This is a genomic window from Pseudonocardia sp. MH-G8, assembly GCF_002262885.1.
Lineage (GTDB): Bacteria > Actinomycetota > Actinomycetes > Mycobacteriales > Pseudonocardiaceae > Pseudonocardia.
Genome location: NZ_NKYF01000015.1, coordinates 43,991 through 67,271, shown reverse-complemented (window position 1 = coordinate 67,271; position 23,281 = coordinate 43,991). Strand labels below are relative to the sequence as shown.

At 72.7% G+C, this 23,281-nt stretch carries 16 protein-coding genes and 1 pseudogene; 11 read left to right on the top strand and 6 right to left on the bottom strand.

Features of this window, described 5'->3' with window-relative positions; all coding sequences use genetic code 11:
- The first annotated feature begins 18 nt into the window (after positions 1-18).
- From CFP66_RS28215 to CFP66_RS28205, 3 genes are read left to right on the top strand one after another with little or no spacing between them, the layout of a single operon-like run.
- Positions 19-675 carry an aspartate/glutamate racemase family protein gene (locus tag CFP66_RS28215; protein WP_094928229.1) on the top strand — a complete coding sequence of 219 codons (657 nt, stop codon included), beginning with the start codon at positions 19-21 and terminating at the stop codon, positions 673-675.
- The gene (gene acnA, locus CFP66_RS28210; RefSeq protein WP_094928228.1) at positions 672-3,341 is read left to right on the top strand and encodes an aconitate hydratase AcnA; all 2,670 of its coding nucleotides are present in this window, start codon (positions 672-674) and stop codon (positions 3,339-3,341) included. The genes CFP66_RS28215 and acnA overlap by 4 nt, the downstream gene beginning before the upstream one ends.
- 16 nt (positions 3,342-3,357) lie before the next feature.
- Positions 3,358-4,425 (top strand): Ldh family oxidoreductase, encoded by a 1,068-nt coding sequence (locus CFP66_RS28205; RefSeq protein WP_198961714.1) that lies wholly within the window; start codon positions 3,358-3,360, stop codon positions 4,423-4,425.
- Here CFP66_RS28205 and CFP66_RS28200 read toward each other — a convergent pair.
- Positions 4,412-4,921 (bottom strand): MarR family winged helix-turn-helix transcriptional regulator, encoded by a 510-nt coding sequence (locus CFP66_RS28200; RefSeq protein WP_094928345.1) that lies wholly within the window; start codon positions 4,919-4,921, stop codon positions 4,412-4,414. The genes CFP66_RS28205 and CFP66_RS28200 overlap by 14 nt on opposite strands.
- Before the next feature lie 123 nt (positions 4,922-5,044).
- Here CFP66_RS28200 and CFP66_RS50005 point away from each other — a divergent pair, with 123 nt between their 5' ends.
- The 3 genes from CFP66_RS50005 to CFP66_RS28185 all read left to right on the top strand — a co-directional run bounded on the left by CFP66_RS50005 (position 5,045) and on the right by CFP66_RS28185 (position 7,262).
- Positions 5,045-5,251 carry a zinc-binding dehydrogenase gene (locus tag CFP66_RS50005; protein WP_369805184.1) on the top strand — a complete coding sequence of 69 codons (207 nt, stop codon included), beginning with the start codon at positions 5,045-5,047 and terminating at the stop codon, positions 5,249-5,251.
- Between the two features lie 67 nt (positions 5,252-5,318).
- Positions 5,319-5,897 carry a TetR/AcrR family transcriptional regulator gene (locus CFP66_RS28190; RefSeq protein ID WP_094928225.1) on the top strand — a complete coding sequence of 193 codons (579 nt, stop codon included), beginning with the start codon at positions 5,319-5,321 and terminating at the stop codon, positions 5,895-5,897.
- 114 nt (positions 5,898-6,011) lie between these two features.
- The gene (locus CFP66_RS28185) at positions 6,012-7,262 is read left to right on the top strand and encodes an NAD(P)/FAD-dependent oxidoreductase (protein ID WP_233159781.1); all 1,251 of its coding nucleotides are present in this window, start codon (positions 6,012-6,014) and stop codon (positions 7,260-7,262) included.
- A gap of 16 nt (positions 7,263-7,278) precedes the next feature.
- Here CFP66_RS28185 and CFP66_RS28180 read toward each other — a convergent pair whose 3' ends face one another.
- The 3 genes from CFP66_RS28180 to CFP66_RS28170 form a co-directional block, all read right to left on the bottom strand.
- Complete coding sequence (locus CFP66_RS28180; protein WP_233159794.1) at positions 7,279-8,442, bottom strand: TerC family protein; 1,164 nt, start codon at positions 8,440-8,442, stop codon at positions 7,279-7,281.
- 184 nt (positions 8,443-8,626) lie between these two features.
- The gene (locus CFP66_RS28175) at positions 8,627-10,150 is read right to left on the bottom strand and encodes a prolyl oligopeptidase family serine peptidase (RefSeq protein WP_233159780.1); all 1,524 of its coding nucleotides are present in this window, start codon (positions 10,148-10,150) and stop codon (positions 8,627-8,629) included.
- 689 nt (positions 10,151-10,839) lie between these two features.
- Positions 10,840-12,024 (bottom strand): polysaccharide lyase family 7 protein, encoded by a 1,185-nt coding sequence (locus tag CFP66_RS28170; RefSeq protein WP_094928344.1) that lies wholly within the window; start codon positions 12,022-12,024, stop codon positions 10,840-10,842.
- 382 nt (positions 12,025-12,406) lie between these two features.
- On the opposite strand from CFP66_RS28170, the gene CFP66_RS28165 reads away from it, so the two are divergent.
- The 3 genes from CFP66_RS28165 to mycP all read left to right on the top strand — a co-directional run bounded on the left by CFP66_RS28165 (position 12,407) and on the right by mycP (position 16,718).
- Positions 12,407-13,114, top strand: coding sequence for a LuxR C-terminal-related transcriptional regulator (locus CFP66_RS28165; RefSeq protein ID WP_143517407.1), 708 nt, complete (start codon positions 12,407-12,409; stop codon positions 13,112-13,114).
- Positions 13,115-13,224: 110 nt separating this feature from the next.
- The gene (locus CFP66_RS48060) at positions 13,225-15,483 is read left to right on the top strand and encodes a hypothetical protein (RefSeq protein ID WP_158228242.1); all 2,259 of its coding nucleotides are present in this window, start codon (positions 13,225-13,227) and stop codon (positions 15,481-15,483) included.
- Complete coding sequence (gene mycP / locus CFP66_RS28155) at positions 15,480-16,718, top strand: type VII secretion-associated serine protease mycosin (RefSeq protein WP_094928219.1); 1,239 nt, start codon at positions 15,480-15,482, stop codon at positions 16,716-16,718. The genes CFP66_RS48060 and mycP overlap by 4 nt, the downstream gene beginning before the upstream one ends.
- Positions 16,719-16,873: 155 nt before the next feature.
- Here mycP and CFP66_RS28150 read toward each other — a convergent pair whose 3' ends face one another.
- Positions 16,874-17,158 (bottom strand): hypothetical protein, encoded by a 285-nt coding sequence (locus CFP66_RS28150; RefSeq protein WP_233159779.1) that lies wholly within the window; start codon positions 17,156-17,158, stop codon positions 16,874-16,876.
- A 2-nt stretch (positions 17,159-17,160) separates the two neighbouring features.
- On the opposite strand from CFP66_RS28150, the pseudogene CFP66_RS28145 reads away from it, so the two are divergent.
- Positions 17,161-17,487, top strand: a pseudogene (locus CFP66_RS28145) (zinc-binding dehydrogenase); the annotation flags it as partial.
- A 163-nt stretch (positions 17,488-17,650) separates the two neighbouring features.
- On the opposite strand, the gene eccCa reads toward CFP66_RS28145, so the two are convergent.
- Positions 17,651-21,742 (bottom strand): type VII secretion protein EccCa, encoded by a 4,092-nt coding sequence (gene eccCa, locus CFP66_RS28140; RefSeq protein WP_233159778.1) that lies wholly within the window; start codon positions 21,740-21,742, stop codon positions 17,651-17,653.
- Between the two features lie 134 nt (positions 21,743-21,876).
- On the opposite strand from eccCa, the gene eccD reads away from it, so the two are divergent.
- A complete protein-coding gene (gene eccD, locus CFP66_RS28135) occupies positions 21,877-23,280 on the top strand; it encodes a type VII secretion integral membrane protein EccD (RefSeq protein WP_094928343.1) in 1,404 nt (467 codons plus the stop codon).
- Position 23,281: the final 1 nt, after the last annotated feature.

The following is a 23,281-nucleotide window of genomic DNA, read 5'->3' as shown; positions in this document are numbered from 1 at the left end:
CCCAGAGGAAGGTCGATCGTGACCGGGCACCAACCGCTCGTGGCCCTCGTCCACGCCACTCCCGCCTCCATGGCTCCCGCGGCCGCATCGTTCGCCGAGGCGTTCCCGCAGGCACGGCTGTGGAACCTGCTCGACGACACCCTGATCAGTGACGCCGAGCGAGCCGGCAGGGTGACCGAGGACCTGCGCGTCCGCATGCGGGCGCTGATCGGGTACGCCGTCGACGGCGGCGCGGACGCGGTGCAGCTGACCTGCTCGATGTACGGGCCGGTGGCCCACGAGGTCGCCGACCGGCACCCGGTCCCCGTCCTGGCATCGGACGGCGCCCTGTTCGACGAGGTCGCTCGCCGCGCCCCGCGCCGGGCCCTCGTCCTCGGCCCGATCGAGGCCGGCACCCGGGACACGGTCTCCCGGCTGCAGGGCCACGTCGGGGCCCGGACGGTGGTGCACGGTGCCGTGGTGGCCGGCGCGCGCGAGGCGTTGGCCGCCGGGTCGGTCGCGGAGGCGGCGCGGCTGGTCAGCGCCGCGGCGCGCGGAGCCGAGGCCGCGGACCTCGTGGTGCTCGGGCAGTTCTCCCTCGCCCCGACCCACGACGCGGCGCAGGCCGACCTCGACGTGGCGCTGCTGAGTCCGGCGCACCTCGCCGCGCAGGCCCTCCGGTCCGCGATCGGATGACGCTGCGCCGTTTCCCCGGCCGCAACAGCTTCGCTACCGCGGCCACCCTCGCCGTCGGCGGCGAGCGGCACCGCATCCACCGGATCGCCGAGCTCGCCCCAGCGGGGTTGCCCTACACACTGAAGATCGTGCTGGAGAACCTGCTCCGCCACGAGGACGGCCGCACGGTCACCCAGGAGCAGGTCGCAGCACTGCTCGCGTGGGGGGACCCGGGGGTGCACGACATCGCCGTCGACCTGCACCCCTCGCGGATCTTCCTGCACGACACCAACGGCGTGCCCGCCCTGGTCGACCTGGCCGCCATGCGACACGCCATGGCCGAGCTCGGCGGTGACCCGCGACGGGTCAACCCCCGGATCCCCTCCGAGCTCGTCGTCGACCACTCGGTGACCGCCGATGTGTTCGGCCGGCCCGATGCCGTGGCACGCAACGTCGAGATCGAGTACGGGCGCAACGCCGAGCGCTACCGGTTCCTCAAGTGGGGCCGGCAGATGCTGCAGGACTTCGCGGTCGTCCCGCCGGGGACCGGGATCATGCACCAGGTCAACCTCGAGCACCTGGCCCGGGTGGTCATGGTCGACGGCGGCTGGGCCTTCCCGGACGTCTGCCTGGGCACCGACTCCCACACCACGATGGTCGACGGCCTGGGGGTGCTCGGCTGGGGGATCGGCGGCATCGAGGCCGAGGCCGCGATGCTCGGGCAGTCACTGTCGCTGTTGGTGCCGCCCGTCGTCGGGATGCGGCTGCACGGCGAGCTCGCCGACGGTGCCACCGCCACCGACCTCGTCCTGACGATCACCGAGCTGATGCGCGCGCACGGCGTCGTCGGCAAGTTCGTGGAGTTCTCCGGGTCCGGCGTCTCCGCGATCGGCCTGGCCGACCGCGCCACGATCGCGAACATGAGCCCGGAGTTCGGCTCCACCTGCGCCTACTTCCCGATCGACGACGAGACCATCCGCTACTTGCGGTTCACCGGCCGCAGCCGGGAGCGCGTCGCCCTGGTCGAGGCGTACGCCAAGGAACAGGGACTGTGGCACGAGCCGGACCACGCGCCGCACTACAGCGAGACCCTGGAGCTCGACCTGGGATCCGTGGTGCCGTCGCTGGCCGGTCCCCGCAGGCCGCAGGACCGGGTCGGGCTCGACGCCGCCAAGTCCGCGTTCCGCAGGGCGATCCACGACCTGCAGGTCCCGCCGCGCGAGCCGGCCACGCTCACCCTCGACGGCGCGGAGCACCGGCTGGGCCACGGTTCCGTCGCCATCGCGGCGATCACCTCGTGCACCAACACCTCCAACCCCGCCGTGATGGTCGCCGCCGGGCTGCTCGCCCGCAACGCCGTCCGCGCCGGACTGCGCAGCAAGCCCTGGGTCAAGACCAGCCTGTCGCCGGGTTCGCGCGTCGTGACCGCGTACTTCGACCGGGCCGGACTCACCCCCTACCTGGAGGAGCTCGGCTTCCACCTCGCCGGCTTCGGCTGCATGACCTGCATCGGCGCGTCCGGGCCCTTGATCCCCGAGGTGTCCACCGTCGTCGAGGAGCACGACGTGGCCGTTGCCGCGGTGCTCTCGGGAAATCGGAACTTCGAGGGTCGGATCAACCCCGACGTCCGGATGAACTACCTCGCCTCCCCACCGCTCGTCGTCGCCTACGCACTCGCCGGCACCATGGACGTCGACCTGCTCACCGAGCCCCTCGGCGCCGACGAGACCGGGCGGCCGGTGTTCCTGCGCGACATCTGGCCGAGCTCCGCACAGGTCCGCGAGGTCGTCGACGAGCACCTGAGCGCGGAGATGTTCACCGAGGTCTACCGCGACGTCTTCGGCGGCGACGAGCGGTGGCGCCGGCTCGACGCGCCGACCGCGGAGACGTTCGGGTGGGACGAGGAGTCGACCTACCTGCGCCGGCCCCCCTACCTCGACGGCATGCGCCGCGAACCGGAGCCGATGCAGGACATCGTCGACGCCCGCGTCCTGGTCAAGCTCGGCGACTCGGTCACCACCGACCACATCTCCCCCGCAGGCGCCATCCCCCCGCGCACCCCGGCGGGTCGGTACCTGGCGGCGCGCGGCGTCGCCCGCTTCGACCTCAACACCTACGCCTCGCGCCGCGGCAACCACGAGGTGCTCGTGCGCGGTTGCTTCGCCAACGTCCGGTTGCGCAACCAGCTCGTCCCCGGCACCGAGGGTGGCCACGCACTCGCCTCGGACGGCACGGTGACCAGCGTCTACGACGCCGCCCTCGCCCACCGCGACGTCGGAACCCCGCTGCTCGTGCTCGCCGGGCGCGAGTACGGGTCCGGCTCGTCGCGCGACTGGGCGGCCAAGGGTCCCGCGCTGCTCGGGGTGCGCGCCGTCCTCGCCGAGTCCTTCGAGCGGATCCACCGGTCCAACCTCATCGGTATGGGGGTGCTGCCGCTGCAGTTCCTGCCGGGGGAGTCGGCGGACGCACTCGGGTTGACCGGTCACGAGCGGTACACCATCAGCGGGCTGGCGGGCGCCGGGCCGGGCCGCTACCCGCACACCACCACCGTGCACGCCCGCGACGAGGAGGGTGGCGCCGAGACGCGCTTCGATGCCCTCGTCCGCCTGGACACGCCGCGGGAGCAGGACTACCACCGCCACGGCGGGATCCTGCCCTACGTCCTGCGCGGCCTGCTCCGGCCATGAGTACCCGGAGGAGCCCGTGACCACCGTCGACCCCGCAGCCCTCACCGACGCCGCGGCCCGCATCCTGACCTCCCGCGGCGTTCCCGAGGCCGATGCCCGCCTGGTCGGCGACAGCCTGGTGACCGCCGACCTCTGGGGCCACCCGTCCCACGGCATGCTGCGCCTGAGCTGGTACGTCGCCCGGCTGCGTTCCGGTGTCATGCACGCGGTCACCGATCCCCGGATCGTGTCCGACCTCGGTGCCGTCACCGTCCTCGACGGCGACGACGGCATCGGCCAGATCGTCACCGATCGTGCCGCGAGCCTCGCCGTGGTGCGCGCCGCCGAGCACGGCGTCGGCGTCGTGGCGGTCCGCAACAGCAACCACTTCGGCACCGCGGCCTACTGGACCCGCCGCATCGCCGCCGCCGGGTGCGTCGGCATCCTCACCACGAACGGCAGCCCGGCGATGGCCCCCTGGGGTGGCCGGCGCAAGACCGTGGGGGCGAACCCCTGGTCCATCGCGACCCCCGGGGGTACGCACGGGCCGGTCGTGCTCGACATCGCCAACACCGAGGTGGCCCGCGGCAAGATCTACGCCGCGCTGCAGCGCGGGGAGGGCATCCCCCGGGGATGGGCGGTCGACGTCGACGGTGCGCCCACCACCGACCCGCGCGCGGCCATCGACGGAACACTCGCGCCGATGGCCGGCCACAAGGGCTACGGCATCTCCTTCATGATGGACGTCCTGTCCGGGGTGCTCACGGGAAGCTCCTACGCCACGGACGTCGTCGGCCCCTACGTGCCCGATCGCCGCAGCGGCTGCGGGCACCTCGTCCTGGCCCTGCGCGTCGACGCCGTCCTCGACCCCGGACTGTTCGGCGAGCGCCTCGACGACCTCGTCGCCACCACCAAGGCGGTGCCCCTCGTGGAGGGAGCCGACGAGATCTTCCACCCGGGGGAGATCGAGACACGCGCCGAGGCCCGGGGTCGGGTCGACGGGGTGGACCTGCCGGCGAAGACGCTCGCCGAACTCCACCAGCTGGCTGCCGGTTGCGGGGTCGTCCTCGACCTGCCCCACCCCGAGGCGTCTACTCCTCCGTAGCGGCCGGCTCTGCGCTGCGGCGTTTGCGAGGTGCCGCAGAACGGGGTGGCCGGGCGCGCATGTGGTCGCGGATGCGGCCGACGGTGTCGTCGAGTGCGCGCAGGTCCTTCGCGGACAGCGGGGTGAACAGCAACTCGCGCACGACCTGGACGTGGCCGGGCAGGACCTTGGCGACCAGGGCGAGACCGGTGTCGGTGATCGTGACCAGGGTGGCGCGCTGGTCGTCCGGGCTCGGGCCGCGGGTGACGAGCCCGGCCTTGTCCAGCAGCCCGGCCTGGTGGGTCAGGCCGCTGCGGCTGTAGACCACTCCGTCGGCCAGCTCGGTCATCGTCAGCGGGCCCTGGGCGTCGGCCAGCCGGGCCAGCAGCTGGAACTGCACGTAGCTGAGCGGGCCTTCCTGCTGCAGCTGCTGTTCCACGGCGTGGTGGAGCACGCTGACGGACTCCATCAGCGCGAAGTACGTCCGGAGCTGCTCCGGTTCCAGCCCATCAGCCACCACTGCATTCTAGGTGCTTGGACCTCGAAGCACTGTGGCGAGCCTCACCGGCGCGACGCATTGCTTCGAAATCGAATCACGCTATTCTCGACAATGCTACGAAATCGAAGCATAAAGGATGTCGTGAAGGCAGTGCGCTACCACGGTTACGGCAGCAGCGACGTACTGAGCCAGGGGGAGACGGAGTTGGGCGAGCTGGTCGCCGGGGTTGATCGTGGGGAGCTGCGGGTCCACGTCGCTGCTCGCCGTCCGCTGGCCGAGCTTGCTGCGGTGCACGCCGAGCCCGAGGCGGGGCGGTTGCGCGGCAAGACCGTCCTGACCCCCGCCTGATCCACCTGCCGACCGGGATAACCTCCGGAGACGGCCGTCAAGGCCGGCGCAGGGCGGGAGGGAACGGGTGCCGCGAGTCAGCGAGCAACACCTGGCGGCGCGTCGTCAGCAGATCCTGGATGCGGCTGTCGCCCTGTTCTCCGAGCGGGGCTTCGCCCGCACCAGCATGAGCGACGTCGTGCGCGAGTCGGGCATGTCGATGGGTGCTGTGTACCGGTACTTCCCGAGCAAGGCCGACCTGGTGATCGCGGTGGGTGAGGGGCACGGCGGCGAGGTGGACGGGGAGTTCCCCGCCGAGGGTGCGCGTGACCTGCTGGCCCGCCTGGCTGCGGAGGTCGGCCCCGGGAGCAGCCACGCCCGCCTGTCCGTCCAGGTGTGGGGCGAGGCCGCCGTCGAGCCCGATCTCGCGGCCGAGGTCGTGCCCATTCACCAGCGGCTCGAGGAGCACCTGACACAGCTCCTGCGCGCCGGGGCGCGGCCGGACCAGCACGGGCAGGACGACGAGGCGATCGCTCAGGTCGCGCTCTCCGCGGTCATCGGGCTGGCCGCCCTGGTCGCGGCGGGCGTGCCGGTCGACCACGGGCGGTTCGTCGCCGCTCTCACCCACGTCGTCGATCCGCGGGAAGGGGCCACGCCGAGCGCTTGACAGCGCGGGTCCGGCAACGGCACCCGGAGCGGTCGACCCTCGTCGGGGCGAGATCGGGGCGGGATCGGGCACCAGCAGTGGACGAACGGGTGGGCGAGGGGCACGGTGGGTGCTGTGGGTCCTACAGCGTCCGGGCGTCCGCGGGTCGTCGTGGTCGGGGGAGGGTTCGCCGGCCTGTCCGCGGTCCGTGAGCTCAGCGGCGCCGACGTCGATGTGCTGCTCCTGGACCGCGATCCCTACAACACGTTCCAACCGCTGCTCTACCAGGTCGCCACCGGCGGGCTGAACCCCGGGGACGTCACCTACGCGCTGCGGGCCTTCGCCGGCCGCTTCCGCAACGTCCGGTTCCAGCGGGTGTCCGTCACCGAGGTGGACACGTCGAACCGGCGTGTGCGCGTCGACAGCGGCGCCGACATCACCTACGACTACCTGATCCTGTGCTGCGGGGTCACCGCGCACTACTTCGGCATCGGTGGGGCGCAGGAGCACGCCCGCACCATCTACACCCGCCAGTCCGCGATCCAGGTCCGCGATCTCGTGCTGTCGAGCCTGGAGACCGTCGCCCAGGGCCGCGAAGGCGCCGTCGAACCTGTTTTCGTCATCGTGGGGGGCGGAGCGACAGGGGTAGAGATGGCCGGCGCCCTGGCCGAGCTGCGCAACGCCGGGCTCCCACTGGCCTACCCCGAGCTGGACCCGAATCGGGTCCGGGTCGTGCTGGTCGAGATGACCGGAGAGGTCCTGGCGCCGTTCGCGCCCGGGCTCCGGACGTACACGGCCGACGAACTGCGCGCCCGCGGGGTCGACCTCCGCCTCGGGGTGGCCGTCGACGAGGTCCGCGAGGACTGCGTCATCCTCAGCGACGGGGAGCACCTGCCGTCCGCCGTGACGATCTGGGCAACCGGGGTCAAGGTCCATGACCGGGTGTCCGGCTGGGGGCTGCCACAAGGGCGCGGTGGACGCGTTCAGGTCGACGCCGATCTGCGGGTCGTCGGCCACCCCGACGTGTTCGCCGTCGGCGACATGGCCGCAGGGACCGGTGGACCGTTGCCCCAGCTCGCACAGCCGGCGATTCAGGGGGGCAGGCACGCGGCCGCTCAGGTCCGCCGGCTGGTGGCCGGGGAGCAGACGGAGGCGTTCACCTACAAGGACAAGGGCATCATGGCCACGATCGGCCGCAGCGACGCCGTGATCCAGCTGCCCAACGGGCTGAAGGTACGCGGCTTCCTCGCCTGGCTGGGCTGGCTCGGCCTGCACATCGTCACGCTGATGAGCCACCGCAACCGCCTGGCCACCATGGCGAACCTGTCCGTCCGCTACCTCACGTGGAAACGCGGCGCCAACGTCATCGTGGGAGATCCTCCGTAACCGGCGGGGGGCCGGCTCAGCGGGTCCTGGCGGCGTCGTGCTCGGCGTGAGCGCGTCGGAGCAGGGCCATCAGCTTGTCCTCCTCGCGGATCCGCGCCCGGTACTTCTCCGGCAACGCGCGGATGTGCGCTTCCTCGGTGAGCAGCTTGGCGAAGATCTCCTCGCGGTGGGCGCTCTCGGTCTCGACCTCCAGGTACTCGGTGGCGTGCCGGCGAGCTGCGGACACCGCGTTCTGCGCCCGCCCCTTGGGGCTGGCCAGCGAGGCCACCACGGTGACGACCAGAACCCCGAGGATCACCGAGAGCGACAGCGCGGTGCTGATCTCGACGACGTTCACCGGTTGGCCGTCGTTGATGAACGGCACGTTGTTCTCGTGCAGGGCGTGGAGGATGAGCTTCACCCCGATGAACGCGAGGATGGCGGCCAGGCCGTAGGCCAGGTAGATGAGCCGGTCGAGCAGGCCGTCGATGAGGAAGTACAGCTGGCGCAGGCCGAGCAGGGAGAACGCGGTGGCGGTGAACACCAGGTAGACGTTCTGGGTGAGCCCGAAGATGGCCGGGATGGAGTCGAGGGCGAACAGGATGTCGGTGCTGCCGATGGCCACCATGACCAGCAGCATCGGGGTCATGACCCGACGTCCGGCCTCCATGGTGAAGAGCTTGTCGCCGTCGTAGCGGTCGGAGGTGTGGAACAGCGTGCGGGCCAGCCGGATCATGATGTTGTCCGCGGAGTGGCTGTCCTCGCCCTCGGGCTTGAGGAGGTTGCCCGCGGTCAGCAGCAGGATGAGGCCGAACAGGTAGAACACCCAGGCGAAGGTGTTGATCAGCGCGGCGCCCAGGAAGATGAACCCGGTCCGGGCGATCAGGGAGAACACGATCCCGAACAGCAGGACCTTCTGCTGGTCGGCGCGGGGGACCTTGAAGCTGGACATGATGATGAGGAAGACGAAGAGGTTGTCCACGGACAACGCCTTCTCGGTGACGTAGCCGGCGAAGTACTCGGACCCCATCGTGGCGCCACCGAAGACCCAGACGCCGACGCCGAACAGGATCGCGATCCCGACGTAGACCGCCGACCAGAACATGGCCTCACGCAGCGTGGGGATGTGCGCCTTGCGCACGTGGAAGACGAAGTCGAACACCAGCAGTGCGACGATCCCGAGAATCGTCAACCACCACACACCGGCAGATACATCCATATCGGAGGCTCCCGTTCGGGAATCGACCGGACAGCGGTCCCGGCGCACAGGCGCGGGACTGCCGGACGAGGCACGCGAGCCGACGGTACCCGCTGGTCATCGGGTCGTGAAGCTCGTTCGATCGATAGCGCTACCGCACGTCACCGTTGGAGTGGGGATCTGGCGGTCAGCCTTCCCGTCCCCCGAGGTGCTGCGCGAGGAAGCGCGCGGCGGCACGGAACATGGCGATGCGGTCCTCGGGGTTCGCGAAGACGTGGCCGCCGTAGGCGCCGCCGAGGATCGCGATCCGGTCCGGGTCGGCGTGGCCCCGCTCGACGGCCCAGTCGACGGCGTCGATCAGGTCGTCGTGCATCGCGTGGGCGAACCCGCCGATCGCGGCCTCCCGGTGGGCCTTGCCGAACCCTGCCGAGCCGCGGAAGTTGACCTGCAGCACCGCGTAGCCGCGGTTGGCCCACAGCTGCACCGCGTCGTCGAAGCCCCAGCTGTGACGGGTCCAGGGCCCATCGTGGACCATCAGGACCAGCGGCAGGCCGGACGGCTCGACCCCGACGGGCAACGTCAGGTACGACGGGAGCGCCAGCCCGTCGCGAGCGGTGATCGGGATCGGGCGCATCGGGGCCATCGCGTCCGGGTCGAGGTGGGGGCGCGGCCGGAACAGCAAACGGCTCTCCCCGGTGGCATGGTCGTAGAACCAGGTCACGCCGGGATCGCGATCGTGGGCGAAGGCCACCACCCATCGCCGTCCGTCGTCGTCGGAGGACACCTCGGCGATGTCGCCGTCGGACAGGGATTCGAGGTTCTCCAGCACTTCGGCGAAGTGCGGGTCGAGAGCATGGATCACCTGCCGCTCACCGAGGTAGCGTGCCCCGATCAGCTCTCCGGTCCGCCGATGCCGGATCAGCGGCGACGGCAGCGTCGGGACGGCCCGGGCGCGCGTGTCGAGGTCGAACTTCGGATGGCTGTCGACCTCCTTCTCCTCGCCGGTGGCCAGGTCGACCCGGACCAGCCGCGTCCGGTCGCTCCCTCGGCTGGAGCCGATCCAGACCCCCGTCCCGTCCGGGGTGATCTCGAACGGGAAGACGTCCACCACGTGGTCGTCGGCGTCGAAGAGCGCGACCCGGTGCAACGTGCCGGACTCCGGGTCGAACCGCGACAGCTCGATGTCGCCCCGGTCCGTCGCGGCACGGACCAACGGTGCACCGGCACCGCCGCAGAGCCAGCGGGTGACGTGGCCGGGGTTCGCGGCCAGCAGCGTGAGCTCGCCCGTGGCGATGTCGAGTTCGTGCAGGTCGAACTCGGCGGCATTGCGGGCATCGAGCTGCAGGAACGCCTTGCCGGGCCGCGCGGGGGACAGTTCGAGGCCGAGGACCTGCGCGCCGGGGAACGGGGTCAGGTCCAGAGGCGGCGCCGCCGGGTCGTACAGGTCGGCCCGGTGGAGGTGCCGGTTCTCGACGCCTCCGTCGTCCTGCACGTAGAGCAGCCAGCGCGGATCGTCGGTCCACCGGTAGTCGTGCACGCAACGGGTCTCGTCGGCGGTCACGCACCAGGGTTCGTCATCGGAGTCGAGGTTCTGGATCCAGACGTTGAACTGGTTCTTCCAGGGTGCCAGGTAGGCGATCCGAGTGCCGTCGGGCGAGATCGACGCACCGTACCGCTCCGGTGGTCCGAGAAGATCATCGACAGCGATCACGTCGGGCAGTGCCAATGTAGTCCCTCTCGCTTCGAATCCTCTGTCGTGGGCGTGGCCCGCGACCAGCGGAAGTCGCGCCGAAACGCCGCACCGAGATCGGGGATTCGACCGGCCACGATCACGAAGAAGGGCAGCCGGGGAAACCGTGTCGCGCCGCGGGAGCCGTGCGGTCGGCGCCGCATCACCGATCACGACATCGTGGACGGCAACCCGCTGGTCAGCGAAGTGCGGCGGCCGTTGGCCGCCCGCAGGGTCACCGCGAAGAAGCGCTCCACGTCGAGTTTTTCGCAGACATGAGATCGCCCACTTTCTCGGATACGGCTGATGTGTGCACGCACGGCTCGCGCGCAATTGTCGGCCAGTCGGTTCGCCTCGGCGATGGGACCGGCATACGCGCCAGCTTTATCGCTCGAACCGATTGAGACTTTAACTGCGGCGAGCTATTGGTGCAACTGCGTGGGCCGCCCGGACGCGACGACACGCTCCGTTCGGTCGAAGACACTCGCCGTGAGCTGCATCGATGTCACCGCGTCATTTGTGTCACAGCGTCGTCGGACTCGGTGAGAGTGGCGCCTCGTATTACTGCACGTCCATTAACGAGCAGAGTTGGGCGCGCGAATAGTTCCTGAACAGCGGATTGTGCTGCAATGGAATCCGGTGTGGTGTGGGGAGGTGCGGCAGGTGGCGGGTCATCGCGGCGCTTCGCCGTGGTCGAGCGCGAGGTCGTAGACGACGACCTCACCGGCGGCGCCGGGCTCGTCACCCTTCTCCGGGTTCGACTGGGTGTAGGCGCCGACCTTGAAGTACCAGCTGGACCCGTGCAGCGGCAGCTCGGCGGCCTGCCCGCCGTTGTAATAGACGAGGACGCGGTTGTCAGCGGCGACGATCCGCAGGTCGTACGGCGTGCCGAGCTGGTAGTCGGGGTCGATGACGACCTGGTCGTTGCCGTCGTTGTACTGCACGGCGAGGGTCGTGCCCTCGAGCCGGATCTGCAGGACGTCGTCACTGCCGTCGTGGATCTGCGCAGCGACCACGTGAGGCTTGGTCGGGGGCGTCTCGGTGATGGCCTGCCGCACCTCGAGCGTGTGGCTGCCGGAGGTGTTGGACCAGGACGCTTCTTCTTCCCCGCCGGCCATCTCCCGCAGCTCACTGCGCGGGTAGTTGCTGTTCTTGGTGGTCGCGCCGCCGACTTCGGCGCGGAAGACCACGCCGTCGCCCTCGGGGGTGAGGTGGAAGATCCCGTCCTCGACGAAGGACCGCAGCTCCGAGGGCAGGATCTCGGTCGGATCCCCTTCCGCTCCGCCGGGGAGCGTGAGCTTCCAGTCCGTCACGTCCAGCAACTGTGCCGGGGCCTCGGCCGCTCTGCGTCCACCGTGGTCATCCCGCTCGGCGTTCTGGCGTCCGTTCCGCCCCCCGCTCGCCGTCGGACCGGACCGACCACCGGCGGTGATGCCGAGGGCGGCGAGTTGGTCGGCGAGCTCGAGCGCCTCCGGGTCCTCGCTCCGCTCCAGCACGGCGGCGAGCTTCGCGGCTTCTGCCCGCCAGTCGCCGGCCCCCGGTGCGGGGCGGGTCGAGTCGCCGGCGCCGGTGTCGTCGTTTCCGGTGTCGTTGTTGCCGGTGTCGTCGTTGCTGCCCGCGCCGGACTCGTCGTCGCCGGAGTTCTCCGAGCTGTCGTCCGAGCTGTCGCTGCTCGACTCGTCGCTCGACTCGTCGTCGTCACCCGTCGGGGGGTCCTGCTGAACCGCGTGACTCGTGTTGATCGAGCTGCTGGGCTGGCGCACCTCGATCGGGTGCACGGCGGGCAGCGGTAGCGCGGGGGAGACGAGGACGGGGGCGGCCGCGAGTGCCGCGGTGGCGATCACGGTCAGGGACATGGGCATGAGCGAGATCTCCCGGCAAGTATGAGCGTGATGAGCCCGGACCCGAGGTCGGATCTCCGTCGACGGGTCGTGGGAGTCGGTGGTCGGGGGTATGACCCGCCTCGCCTCGTCCACGGGTCTCCACGCATCCCTGCGCCGGACCCCGACGGATCGGTGGTATCGCGAATCCGATCGTGACCGAGGTTCCCCAGTGCTTCTGGTCGGCGTGCCTGCGGTGAGCCGGATGGTGGGGGGAACCCTCGCGAAGAGGTCGAAGCGGCCGGGGCTGGTGGGGGATCTCCCTCCACCTGCCGCACACATCCGATCGCCGGGGAACGACCGACGCCCGCACAGGCACCATCTCGGTCCATCCCGACATCGGAAGAGGAGAGGTCGGATGACGGCGAGCGTGGGCGGTCGGACGACGAGGAACGCGGCTGCGGGCCGGTTCCCGGACCTCCCCGTGCCCGTGAGGTCGGCACCGGTCGCCACCAGGGTCCTGTGCGCCGATCCGGTACTCGCCGACGGCGCCAACGCCTACCTCCGCGGACGCGCGGAGGTCGACGTGGATGCCGGGGTGGCAGACGCGCTGCTGGTCTTCAGCAGCACGGTCGACCAGGCGTTGCGCGAGAGTATCGAGGCCACGCTCGCCGATCTCGTCGCTCCGCGCCCGGGGGCGACCCCGCGGCTGGTGCTCGTGGTCGACGAGATGGCCGAGCGGCACCTGTGGTGGGCGGTGGGTCGCGGCCTGTGTGCCGTGCTCCCGCGCGGCACGACGAGCTGGGACGACGTGGTCGCGGCCCTCGTCAAGGCTCGGGCGGGCGACGCCGAGCTGCCGTCGAGCACCGTGGGGTGGCTGCTCGACCAGGTCCGCACGCTGGACGCGCGGCTCGCGGCGGTCGGCGTGAACGCGGCCGGCCTGACGGCGCGCGAGACGGAGATCCTCCGGCTGTTCGCCGCGGGCCTGGAGACCGCCGACGTCGCACGCGAGCTGAACTACTCCGAGCGCACCATCAAGTCGATCGTCTTCGCGGTCAAGGAACGCCTCGGTCTGCGCAACCGGGCCCACGCGGTGGCCCACGCCTTCCGCGTCGGGGCGATCTGACCGGCTCGGTCGCACGGAAGGGCTGGTTGGTGATGCCGGAAGCGGGATCGGGCGGGCCTGTGCCCGAGGCCGTGGGACGGCACCTGGTTCTCCGCGGTGAGCAGGAACCCGTGCGAGAACGCGCATTCCTGGCGCGCCTGCCGGAGCTGCCGGGTCGGCGGTTCGTGCTGCTGGCCCGCGACGCCGCCCGCCGGTTCGGCCCGCGCACGGTCTACGACGCACTCCGCGCGGTGGCGCGCGACGAGGGCCGCACGGCCGGTGCCGTCACGGAGATCTGGTTGGGGGTCGAGGGCCTCGCCGTCCGTCCCGACCTGGTCGCCGCGCTCGCCCGGGAGAGCGGCCTCGACGTGCTGGCGCCGATCGGCCGCCTCGCTTTCGCGTCCGGGTCCGCGGTGTTCGCCTGCGGTGACGTCGGCGACCGCGGGTGGTGGCGCAGCGCCGCAGGGGCCGGACCGGAGCCTGACAGGTGGCGGTTCCCGCCGCGGGCGTGGGAGCACGGGATGCCGGACGGCGTCCTCACCGCGCCCGAGGCGACCGTGTCGCCCGTCATGGCGGGCGTCGTGGTGCGCGGGGGCGGTACCCCGCCCGTGGGGTCGGGCGACCTCGCCTTCCACGTCGTCGGCGACGAGCACGCGGTCCGGATCATCGTGGACGAGCCGTGCCCCGCGCCCGAGTCGGTCGCGGCCCTGCTCGCCGACCTGCCCGGTGACCGTGCCCCGGTCGTCGTCGCGCTGGCCCGCGGCGCTGCAGAACCGCGGTGGCTCGATGCGCTGCAGGCCGCCGCCGGCGGCTCGCCGCTGGTCGCCCCGGCCCCGTCGCTCGTCGCCGCGGACGGCGAGGTGAGGACGGTCGTGCTCGGCGCGGCGCAGCGCGAGTTGTTCGACCCGTTCCCCACGACGGTGCGGGTACGCGCAGGCGGCGGCCAGGAGGTGGTCACCGCCGCCGCGCCCCCGCCGGGCTGGGCGTCGGCCGGCCCGGCGGCGTACGCACCCGAGGCGCCGGGCGCGAACGGGGTCCGGGCGCACGTGGTGGCGAGCGGCCTGGTCCTGACCCGCTGGCCGGCTCCGCCGCCGAGCCGCGAGCGCCGGTTCGACCCCACCGGCTGGACCCTCGAGATCGGACGGCCCGGCGAGCTCGTCGACCCGGTGCTCACCAGGGCGGCGACCGGCCTGCTCGACGGGCTGACGCCCGCCCGCCGCGCCGCGGCCCACGTCCGCACCTCCGGCCGGCCGCTGGCCGACCCCGAGGAGAACGCGGAGGCGCGCCGCAGCCCGGCGCCCGAGCCGCTGCCGGTGTCGGAGCCGGTGTCGGAGCCGGTGCCGGTGCCGGAGACGGCAGCGGTGCCGGGACCGGCCCTGCCCCCGTCGCCCAGCCCGGTACCGACGAGCACGAGCGGCCCGGGACCGGTCACCGAACCCGTCGCGGCGGCGACCGCGGCTCCCGACGTACCGGAGCCCGACCCTGAGCCCGCGGCGCCGGTGTCGGAGGAACGCGTCCCCGATACCGCCCTGCAGGTGGTGGACCGCGACAGCACCGCGGCGGAGCGCACCCGGTTCGCCGCCGCGTCCGGGGAGCAGTTCACCGAAGCGCTCGCCACCGTGAACGCGGCGATGGCGACCTGGCCGGCGTTGCGCGGCGGCGACGAGGGGAGGGCCAAGGCGGACCTCGCTGCGGTGTGCCTCTACCTCGACGGTCGGGAGGGGACGCGCGCGTCGGTCGTCGACGACGCCGTACGTCGTGGCCGCGAGGGGGTCGTCGACGGGCACCTCCCGTGCCTCGTCTCCGGTCTGCGCAGGCTGCCCGTGCACCGGCGTCCGGTGCTGCGCCAGGGGGTCGAGGAGGTCGGTCCCGAGCAGGGCGCCCCCGGCCGGCTCCTGGGTGAGCCGGGCTTCCTCACCGCGAGCGCCGACCTCGACGTCACCGTGGCCGACGCCCGTTACGACGTGCTGATCATGCCGGCGACGGCGCGGCGCACCGCGGAGCTGGTCGGCGGCGGGCCGGTCGCCGAGGCCGTGTTCCCCGCCGGTTCGCGGTACCGCACCCTCGGCATGCGCACCCGGGAGGACGCCCTCGCCGACGGGGAGCTCGCGGCGCCGCGGATCGCGCTGCTGCTGCGGGAGCTGTCCCCCGACGAGGACCCGAGCACGGCCGAGGAGCTCGACGTGCGCGACCGCGTCGCATTGGGACGGCTCGAACGCGCGCTCGCCGGGCGGCGCCGTACGGCGGTCCGCGTCGTCTCCGAGCCCGCCGTCGTGGCCCGGCTGACGCGCCGGATCCCCCTGGTCGGCCTCGACGACGCCGCGGCCGGGCCCCGCGCCACGGGCCGGAACGGCTCCACGGCCGCCGCCGTCGCGGACGCGGCGCGGTGACCGGGACCTGGCGAGCCGCAGGTGCGGCGGTCGCCGTGGCGCTCGTCGCGACGCTGGCGTCGGCCCCGGCGGCAGCCGCCCGGCCACTGCCCGCGCCACTGCCCGCGCAACAGCCCGCTCCGCAGTGCCTGCCGGCCCCTCCGGCGGTCAGCGCCGACGTCCCGTGGGCCCAGCGGCAACTGCAGCCTCAGCGGTCCTGGCCGCTCACCGAGGGCGACGGTGTCCTCGTCGCCGTCGTCGACTCCGGGGTGGACGCGACCGTGCCGCAGCTGCGGGGCCGGGTCCTGCGCGGGGTCGACGTGGTCACCGGCGGCCCGGCGGACTCGGACTGCGTGGGGCACGGGACGTTCGTCGCCGGGATCATCGCCGCCACCCCCCGTCCCGACACCGGCTTCGCCGGCGTCGCCCCCGGGGTGACGGTGCTGCCGATCCGGGTCACCCGCAGCGAGGACTCCGACGAGGTCGGCCCCAGCGGTCTCGCCGCGGGCATCCGCGCCGCCGTCGACCGGGGTGCGGAGGTGGTCAACGTGTCGGCGAGCACCTCGAAACCCACCCCGGAGCTGACGGCCGCCGTCGCCTACGCCGCCGACCGGGACGTGGTCGTCGTCGCCTCGATGGCGAACGGGACCCGCGAGGACGAGAGGGAGAGCTACCCGTCCGCGTACCCGTCGGTCCTCGCCGTCGGCGCCGTCGACGCCGCGGGGGAGCGCGCCACCTTCTCCCGGACCGGGCCGCACCTGTCCCTGGTCGCGCCCGGCGTGGACGTCGCGAGCGTAGGCCCGGGCGGGCCGGGTCACTGGCAGGGCAGCGGCACGAGCTACGCAGCGCCCTTCGTCAGTGGCACGGCGGCCCTCGTGCGCGCCTACCGCCCGGAGCTGTCCGCCGAGCAGGTCGTGCACCGGCTCAAGGCCACGGCCACCGCGCCGGCGGCCGTGCTGCCCGACCCCGAGCTCGGCTGGGGGGTGGTCGACCCGGCGGCCGCGGTGTCGGCGCTGCTGCCCGAGGAGCGCGGGACGCCCGTGCCGGCGCCCGCGCTGGCACCTCCCGCACCGGCCGCGCCCGACGGGTTGCCGACGCTCGTGGCGGCGGTGCTCGCCGTCGGTGGCGCGTTCGTGGCAGCCGGGGTCGTCTCGATGTCGGCCCGCCTCGGAGGGAGGGCGCACCGGCGTGGCTGGCGTCCGGCGCGGACCCTGCGCCGCGAGGAGACCGCGGCGCCGCAGCCGGCGACGGACTGAACCCGGCCCCACACCGATCACCACGGGCAAGATCCGAAGTATCGGTTGCCCATGGTCGTGGTGACAGCAATGGACAACCGATACTCCGGATCATGAGGCCACGACCCCCGGCCGCCGTGCTCCGCGCGATGTCCCTCCCCGGACCGACGTGCCGATCACCTCGTCCCCCGGTCAACCGGGTGGCCGCAATCGGAGGACCGGAGTCCGTCCATCAGGAGGTTCAGCAGGCGAGCCGCCATCGCTTCGTGCTCGGGCGAGCCGGCGACGGTGAAGATGCCGATGAGAGCGGCAGCGATGTCTTCGGCGGGGACGTCGGCGCGGAGTTCCCCGCTCGTGCGGCCGGCTTCGAGGATGTCGTCGATGGCCGCGAGCAGCTCGGTCCGGGTGTGGGCATGCGCGATCTCGCCCGATTCGACCATCGCGAGCAGCGTGTCGAGCACGCGATGGTCTGGTCGGTCGGGTCCGTGCGATGGCTCCCGCCGGCGTCACTGCGGTCATGGACCTGCACGGGACGGACACGGTGCAGGCCGCACGCGAACTCGGCGTGCCTGACGAGCGCATCACCACCATCGCGGCTCAGGTCGACGGGATCACGCCGGCGAACGGCGCCGACGCAGCCCCGGGCGCCGTCGAGGAGATCGCCGGCCTGGTTGCGGCGGGTCGGCTCCGGTTGCCGATCGCGGCACGCTTTCCGGTCGAGCAGATCCGCGCTGCGGTCGAGCTCCAGGCAGGGCGCCACGTGCACGGGAAGGTGGTCATCGACTTCTAGACGAGCAAGTCCGAACTCGACGATGGGCGTCGGCTCCGACCGACCGGCCGGTCGTCGCGTTCGCCGCACACCTCCGTCCGCCGCATGATCCGCAGTATCGGTTGTCCATTGCTGCGGCCACAGCAATGGACAACCGATACCTGCGATCTTCGGGCGAATGTTCTCAGTCGGTCCCGACGAGCGGGGTCTGCACCAACCGCACGCCGCGGCGCCGGTTGATGAACTGCGCCCGCCCGGGCGGGAGGGTGCGTGGTTTGACCGTGCCGAGGAAGCTGCCCTCGCCGCGCGGGCAGGAGAAGAGCACGGCGGGGGTGCCGAGCTCCCACATCCGGCGCATCACGGGGTTCATCATCGTGCGGCTCGCCCCGGCCGTGCTGCGCGCGACGATCAGGTGCAGCCCGATGTCGGCGCCCTGCGCGATCAACGGCAGCAGCGGTTCGAGCGGACCCGCCCCCATCCCGCCCTCGACGAGCTGGAAGTCGTCGATGACGATGTAGAGCCGGCCGCCGGTCCACCAGTCGCGCAGGGGCAGCCGGCCCGGCGGGATGTCGGGCCCCGGCACGCGCGCGCTCAGGGCCGCGGCCGCGTTGGAGATCGACTGCGCCAGTGCGTCGGATCCCACCGCGTACTCGATCTGGTTCTCCTCCGGGATCGCGTCGTAGAGCTCGCGACGGACGTCGCCGAACATCACCTTCGCCTCCCCGGGGCCGTGGTGCGCGGCCACCGAGCGGGCGATGTGGCGCAGCAGCCCGGTCTTCCCGGTCTCCGCGTCACCGAACACCATGAGGTGCGGGCTGGCGTCGAAGTCGAGCCACTGGACGTCGAGCCCGACGTCCTCGATGCCCAGCGCCATCCGCACCTCTGCGGTCGCGCTCGGCGCGTGCGGGCCCGGCAGGTCCGCGGCCGCGAGCTGGACGGGCAGCAGCCGCACCGGGGGTGCCGCCGGCGCGTCGGGCACCGCGAGCGCCTCGGACAGCTCGGCCGTGGCGTCGGCCAGGTCGGAGGCGGCCTGCACGCCGTCGATGCGTGGCAGCGCCGAGAGGAAGTGCAGCCGGTTCGGGGTGATCCCGCGGCCGGGGACCTGGGGGACGGTCGCGGCGAAGCGGCCGTTGACCTCCGAGTCGCTCGGGTCGCCCAGGCGCAGCTCGAACCGGGTGCCGAGCACGTCGCGCAGCCACGGACGCATCTCGGCCCAGCGGCTGGACGCGACGACGAGGTGGATGCCGAAGCTCAGACCGCGCGCGGCCAGCTCGGTGAACCGGTCCTCGAGCTCGTCGAAGTCCTGGCGCACCGTGTACCAGCCGTCGACGACGAGGAAGACGTCGCCGTAGGGGTCCTCGTCGTGGAAGCGCCCGGCGGCGCGGGCCCGCCGGTAGGTGGACATCGAGTCGATGCCGTGCTCGGCGAAGAGCGCCTCGCGCCGGGCGAGGAGGTTGGTCGCCTCGAGCACGGTGCGGGTGACGCGGTCGCGGTCGAGCCGGCCGGCGACGCTGCCGACGTGGGGGAGCCCGGCGAGCGAGCTCAGCGTCCCGCCGAAGTCGAGGCAGTAGAACTGGACCTCCCGGGCGGAGTGGGTGAGGGCCAGGCCCGCGATGAGCGTCCGCAGCAGCGTGCTCTTCCCGCTCTGCGGGCCGCCGACGATCGCCACGTTGCCGCGCGCGCCCGCGAGGTCCGCGGTGAGCAGGTCGCGCCGCTGCTGGCCGGGCAGGTCGAGCACGCCGACCGGAACCGAGAGCGTGTTCGTGCCGAGCTCGCCGACCGGCCGCAGCCCGAGCTCCGGGTGGTCGACGAGCGGGGGGAGCAGCTGGTCGAGCGTCGGCGCGAGCCGCAGCGGCGGCAGCCACACCTGGTGGGCGCGCGGCCCGATCCCCTCCAGCCGCTCGATCAGCACGTCGATCATCGGGCGGCTGTCCGCGGGGAGCAGCTCCTCCTCCACGGGGTCCGGCTCGGGGGTCGCCGGGGGCTCGACGTAGTCGGTGCCGTAGCCGATGACCTGCTGGCTGACCTCGGTGCGCCCGGTCCGGCGGCGCGCCGGGCGGTAGGGGGCCGAGGAGTAGGCGCCCTTGAACCGGACGAGGGTCTGGGTGTCCGGGCGCAGGTAGCCGTTGCCGGGGCTGGTGGGCAGCTCGTAGGCGTCCGGGACGCCGATGACGCTGCGCGACTCGCCGGGGGAGAAGGTCCGCAGGCCGATGCGGTAGGACAGGTGGGTCTCGACCTTGGAGATGCGGCCTTCGTCGAGCCGCTGGGAGGCGAGCAGCATGTGCACGCCGAGGCTTCGCCCGAGCCGCCCGATCATGGCGAAGACGTCGATGAACTCCGGCTTGGAGGAGAGCATCTCGGAGAACTCGTCGACCACGACGAACAGCGCCGGCATCGGCTCCAGCGCCGCGCCCTGGGCGCGCGCGGCCTCGTAGTCGCGGCGCGAGGCGTAGTTGCCCGCCGCGCGCAGGTGCTCCTGGCGGCGGTTGAGCTCGCCGGTCAGGGCGTCCTTCATGCGGTCCACGAGCTCGAGCTCGTCGGCGAGGTTGGTGATCACCGCCGAGGTGTGGGGCAACCGGTCGAACCCGAGGAAGGCGGCGCCGCCCTTGAAGTCGACCAGCACGAAGTTGAGCTCCTCGGACGAGTGGGTCGTGGCGAGGGCGAGCACCAGCGTGCGCAGCAACTCGCTCTTGCCCGAGCCCGTGGCGCCGACGCACATGCCGTGCGGGCCCATGCCGTCCTCGGCGGACTCCTTCAGGTCGATCTCGAGCGGGCCCCCGGCCCCGGCGATGCCGATGGGGACCCGCAGCCTGCGGCGCGCCGAGCGGCGATCCGTGCGGTAGCGCACCGGGTCGAAGCTCTGCACGTCGCCGATGCCGAGCAGCGCGGCCAGGTCGTAGTCGGCTGCGAGCGGCTCGTCCGTGTTCGCCGTGGCCGTGCCGATGCGGAAGCGCGACATCGTCCTGGCCAGCGCGGCGGCCGACCGCTCCCCGAGCTGGTCCGGGCGGCACAGCGCGCGCGACTGGGGCTTGCCGAGCCTGTCGAAGGTGACGGTGCTCGCCTGCTCGGGGCCGACCTCCAGGTAGAGCGTGTCCGCGCGCGCCGTCCAGGGCAGCGACCCGCCGACGTCGAGCACGACCGTGTTGCGGTAGCCCTCGTCGGCCACCCGGTGGTCCTCACCGAGGCCCACCCCGTCGAGCACGATGACGACGAGCGGCTCGGAGGCCGTCACGGGGCTGCCCGCCTCGAATCGGGGGCGGCCCGTGAAGGCCGCTCCGCCCAGGAGCTCCTCCGCCAGTGCGACGGAGTCGGCCGCCAACCGCAGCTCCCCGGCACCGTCGCGGACGTCGGGATCCAGGTGGTGGGGCAGCCACTTGCACCAGTCCCAGCGCGCCCGGCGCTCGGCGGTGGCGGCGACGGCGATCCGGACGTCCCCCGGGCCGTGCGCGGCGACGAGCTGCGCGAGCATCGCCCGCACGATCGCGAGCACCGGCTCGTCCTCCGCGGTCGGGTCGAGCGGGTCGGCCACCGGCTCGGGCTCGGGTCCGGGGGAGGGGAGCTCGTCGTCCACGTCGGGACCCGGGTCGGGCTCGTCGGGCACCGGGGTCTCGTCCGGAGCGCGGCGCAGCTGGACGCGTGCGAAACCGCGCAGGTAGACCGCGATCGGAGCGGCCGGCAGCGTCGAGTACGCCCGCAGGAAGCGTCGCAGGGCGTGCGCGGCCAGCGGCTCGAGATCCTCGATGGGCTTGGTGTCCGGGGCGAGCAGCCGCAGCGCCGAGCGTTGCGCACCCACGCCGAGCCGGACCTCGCCGAAGTCGTCGTGCGAGGGCCTGCGCTCCCAGAGCCGGTAGCCCAGGGCGATCGACCACAGCGACCGCGGGTCCGGGTGGGTCCACCGGACGGACCGCTGGTGATCGGCCAGGCCCTTGCGCACCCGCCGGCGCAGCTGGCCGAGGTAGCGGATGTAGTCCCGGCGGTGCCCGTGCAGCTTCTGCTTGTGCTCCACCGACTGCCGGACCAGCTGCGCGATCATCATCCCGATGACCGAGAGCACCATGAGGCCGCCACCGATGTAGCTCAGGAGGCCGGACCCGGGCCGCACGAACATCAGCACCATCGCCAGCGCCCCGAGTCCCATGGGCGCGTAGAGCAGCACCGAGCTGAGCCCGCCCCCGGTGGCCTCCGGGATGGCGGGCGGCTCCTGGAGCTGGATGTCCTCCTCCGTCGCGGGGGGCTTCTGACGCCGCGCCCGCCGGGCGAACAGGACCGTACTCACGCCGCTTCCTCCTTGGTGAGTGAACTTCCCACGATCGAGGTCGACCGGCTGCCGGCAAGGGGCCCGGCAGGGCGGCGGACCTACGGTCCGGATCGGTTCACGGTCTTCGACCCTGGCAGGAAGGACCTGAACGCGTGTCGGAGGAGCAGACCCAGACTCGCACATGGACGTCGGCTCGGCTACACGTCGTCCTGGGCGACCGCTCGGTGGACATCGCCGTCCCCGCCGAGGTCCCCCTGGTCGACCTCCTCCCCGCCGTGCTGCCCCAGTTCGGGGCGGAGGCGGTGGAGGCAGCCGCGGAGCACGAGGGCTGGGTGGTCCAGCGGCTGGGCGAAGCCCCTCTCGACGAGGAGCTCACACCCGCACAGCTCGACCTGCACGACGGGGAGACGATCCACCTGCGCCCGCGCGACGCGCAGCTCGCGCCGCTGGACTACGACGACATCGTCGCCGGGGCCGGCGAGCAGGTGCAGAGCCAGGCCGGTGCCTGGACACCGGCGCGGACGCGCTGGATGCTGCTCACCGGAGCGACCGTGCTGATCGCGCTCGGGGTGCCGGTCCTCGCCGCGGGCGGCGCGGGCGTCGGCGCGCTGACCGGGTGGGTCGCCCTGCTCGTCACGGTGCTGCTGCTCGCCGGGGCGGCGCTCGTCGCCCGCGGTGCCGCGGACGCCCTGATCGGCACGGTGCTCGCCGGGCTGGCGACGACGTACGTCGTGACCGCTGCGGTGCTGCTGTGCCGGGCCCTGCTCCCCGGCCTGGCGGCGACCGCCGTGCTCACCGTCGCCTGTTCGGCGGCGGTCGCGGTCCTCGCGATCGGGGTCGTCGTCGTCGCGGACTCGGCGCTGCTGTTCACCGGCGCGCTCACGGCCACGGCGACGCTGGCCGTCGCCGGCCTGATCGGTTCGCTCGCTGCGCTGTCGGCGTCCGAGACCGCAGCCGTCGTCCTGTGCCTCACGATCATCGCGCAGCTGTTCGTGCCCTCGGCGGCCTTCCGCCTCTCCGGGCTCGTGCTGCCGCTGCTCCCGACCTCGCCCGAGCAGCTCGGCGAGGACATCGAACCGGTGCCGCAGGAGGTCGTCGTCGAGCGCGGCGTCGTGATCGTGGCCTACACCGCGGCCCTGCACATCGGGTTCGGCGCCGCCCAGGTCCCGCTGCTCGTCGCGGCGGCGACCGCCGGCGGTTGGGGGACGGTGTTCGCGCTGGTGACGGCGCTGCTGCTGATGCTGCGGTCACGCCATCCCAACGGCACCGCGCCGCGGTGGGCGATGCTCGTGCCCGCGGCCGTCGCGGTGATGAGCGCCGTCGTCGCGCTGGGCGGCGCGACGACGCTCACCGTGCGGATGCTCGCCGTGCTGCTGCCGGTGCTCGCGGTGGGCGCGGGCGTGCTCTGGCTCGTCGACGTCATGCCCGGACGGCGGCTGCAGCCCTACTGGGGTCGCGCCGTGGACATCTTCGAGTCGCTGACCGCGGTGGCACTCGTGCCGCTGCTACTGGCCGTTCTGGGCACCTACGCCTGGATGCGCGGGCTGGGCGGATGAA

Excerpts from the sequence above, each read along its gene's own strand:
- CFP66_RS28165 (WP_143517407.1), top strand. The coding sequence starts at position 12,407 with ATGACGGCGAGCGTGGGCGGTCGGACGACGAGGAACGCGGCTGCGGGC.
- acnA (WP_094928228.1), top strand. The coding sequence starts at position 672 with ATGACGCTGCGCCGTTTCCCCGGCCGCAACAGCTTCGCTACCGCGGCC.
- CFP66_RS28170 (WP_094928344.1), bottom strand. The coding sequence starts at position 12,024 with ATGTCCCTGACCGTGATCGCCACCGCGGCACTCGCGGCCGCCCCCGTC.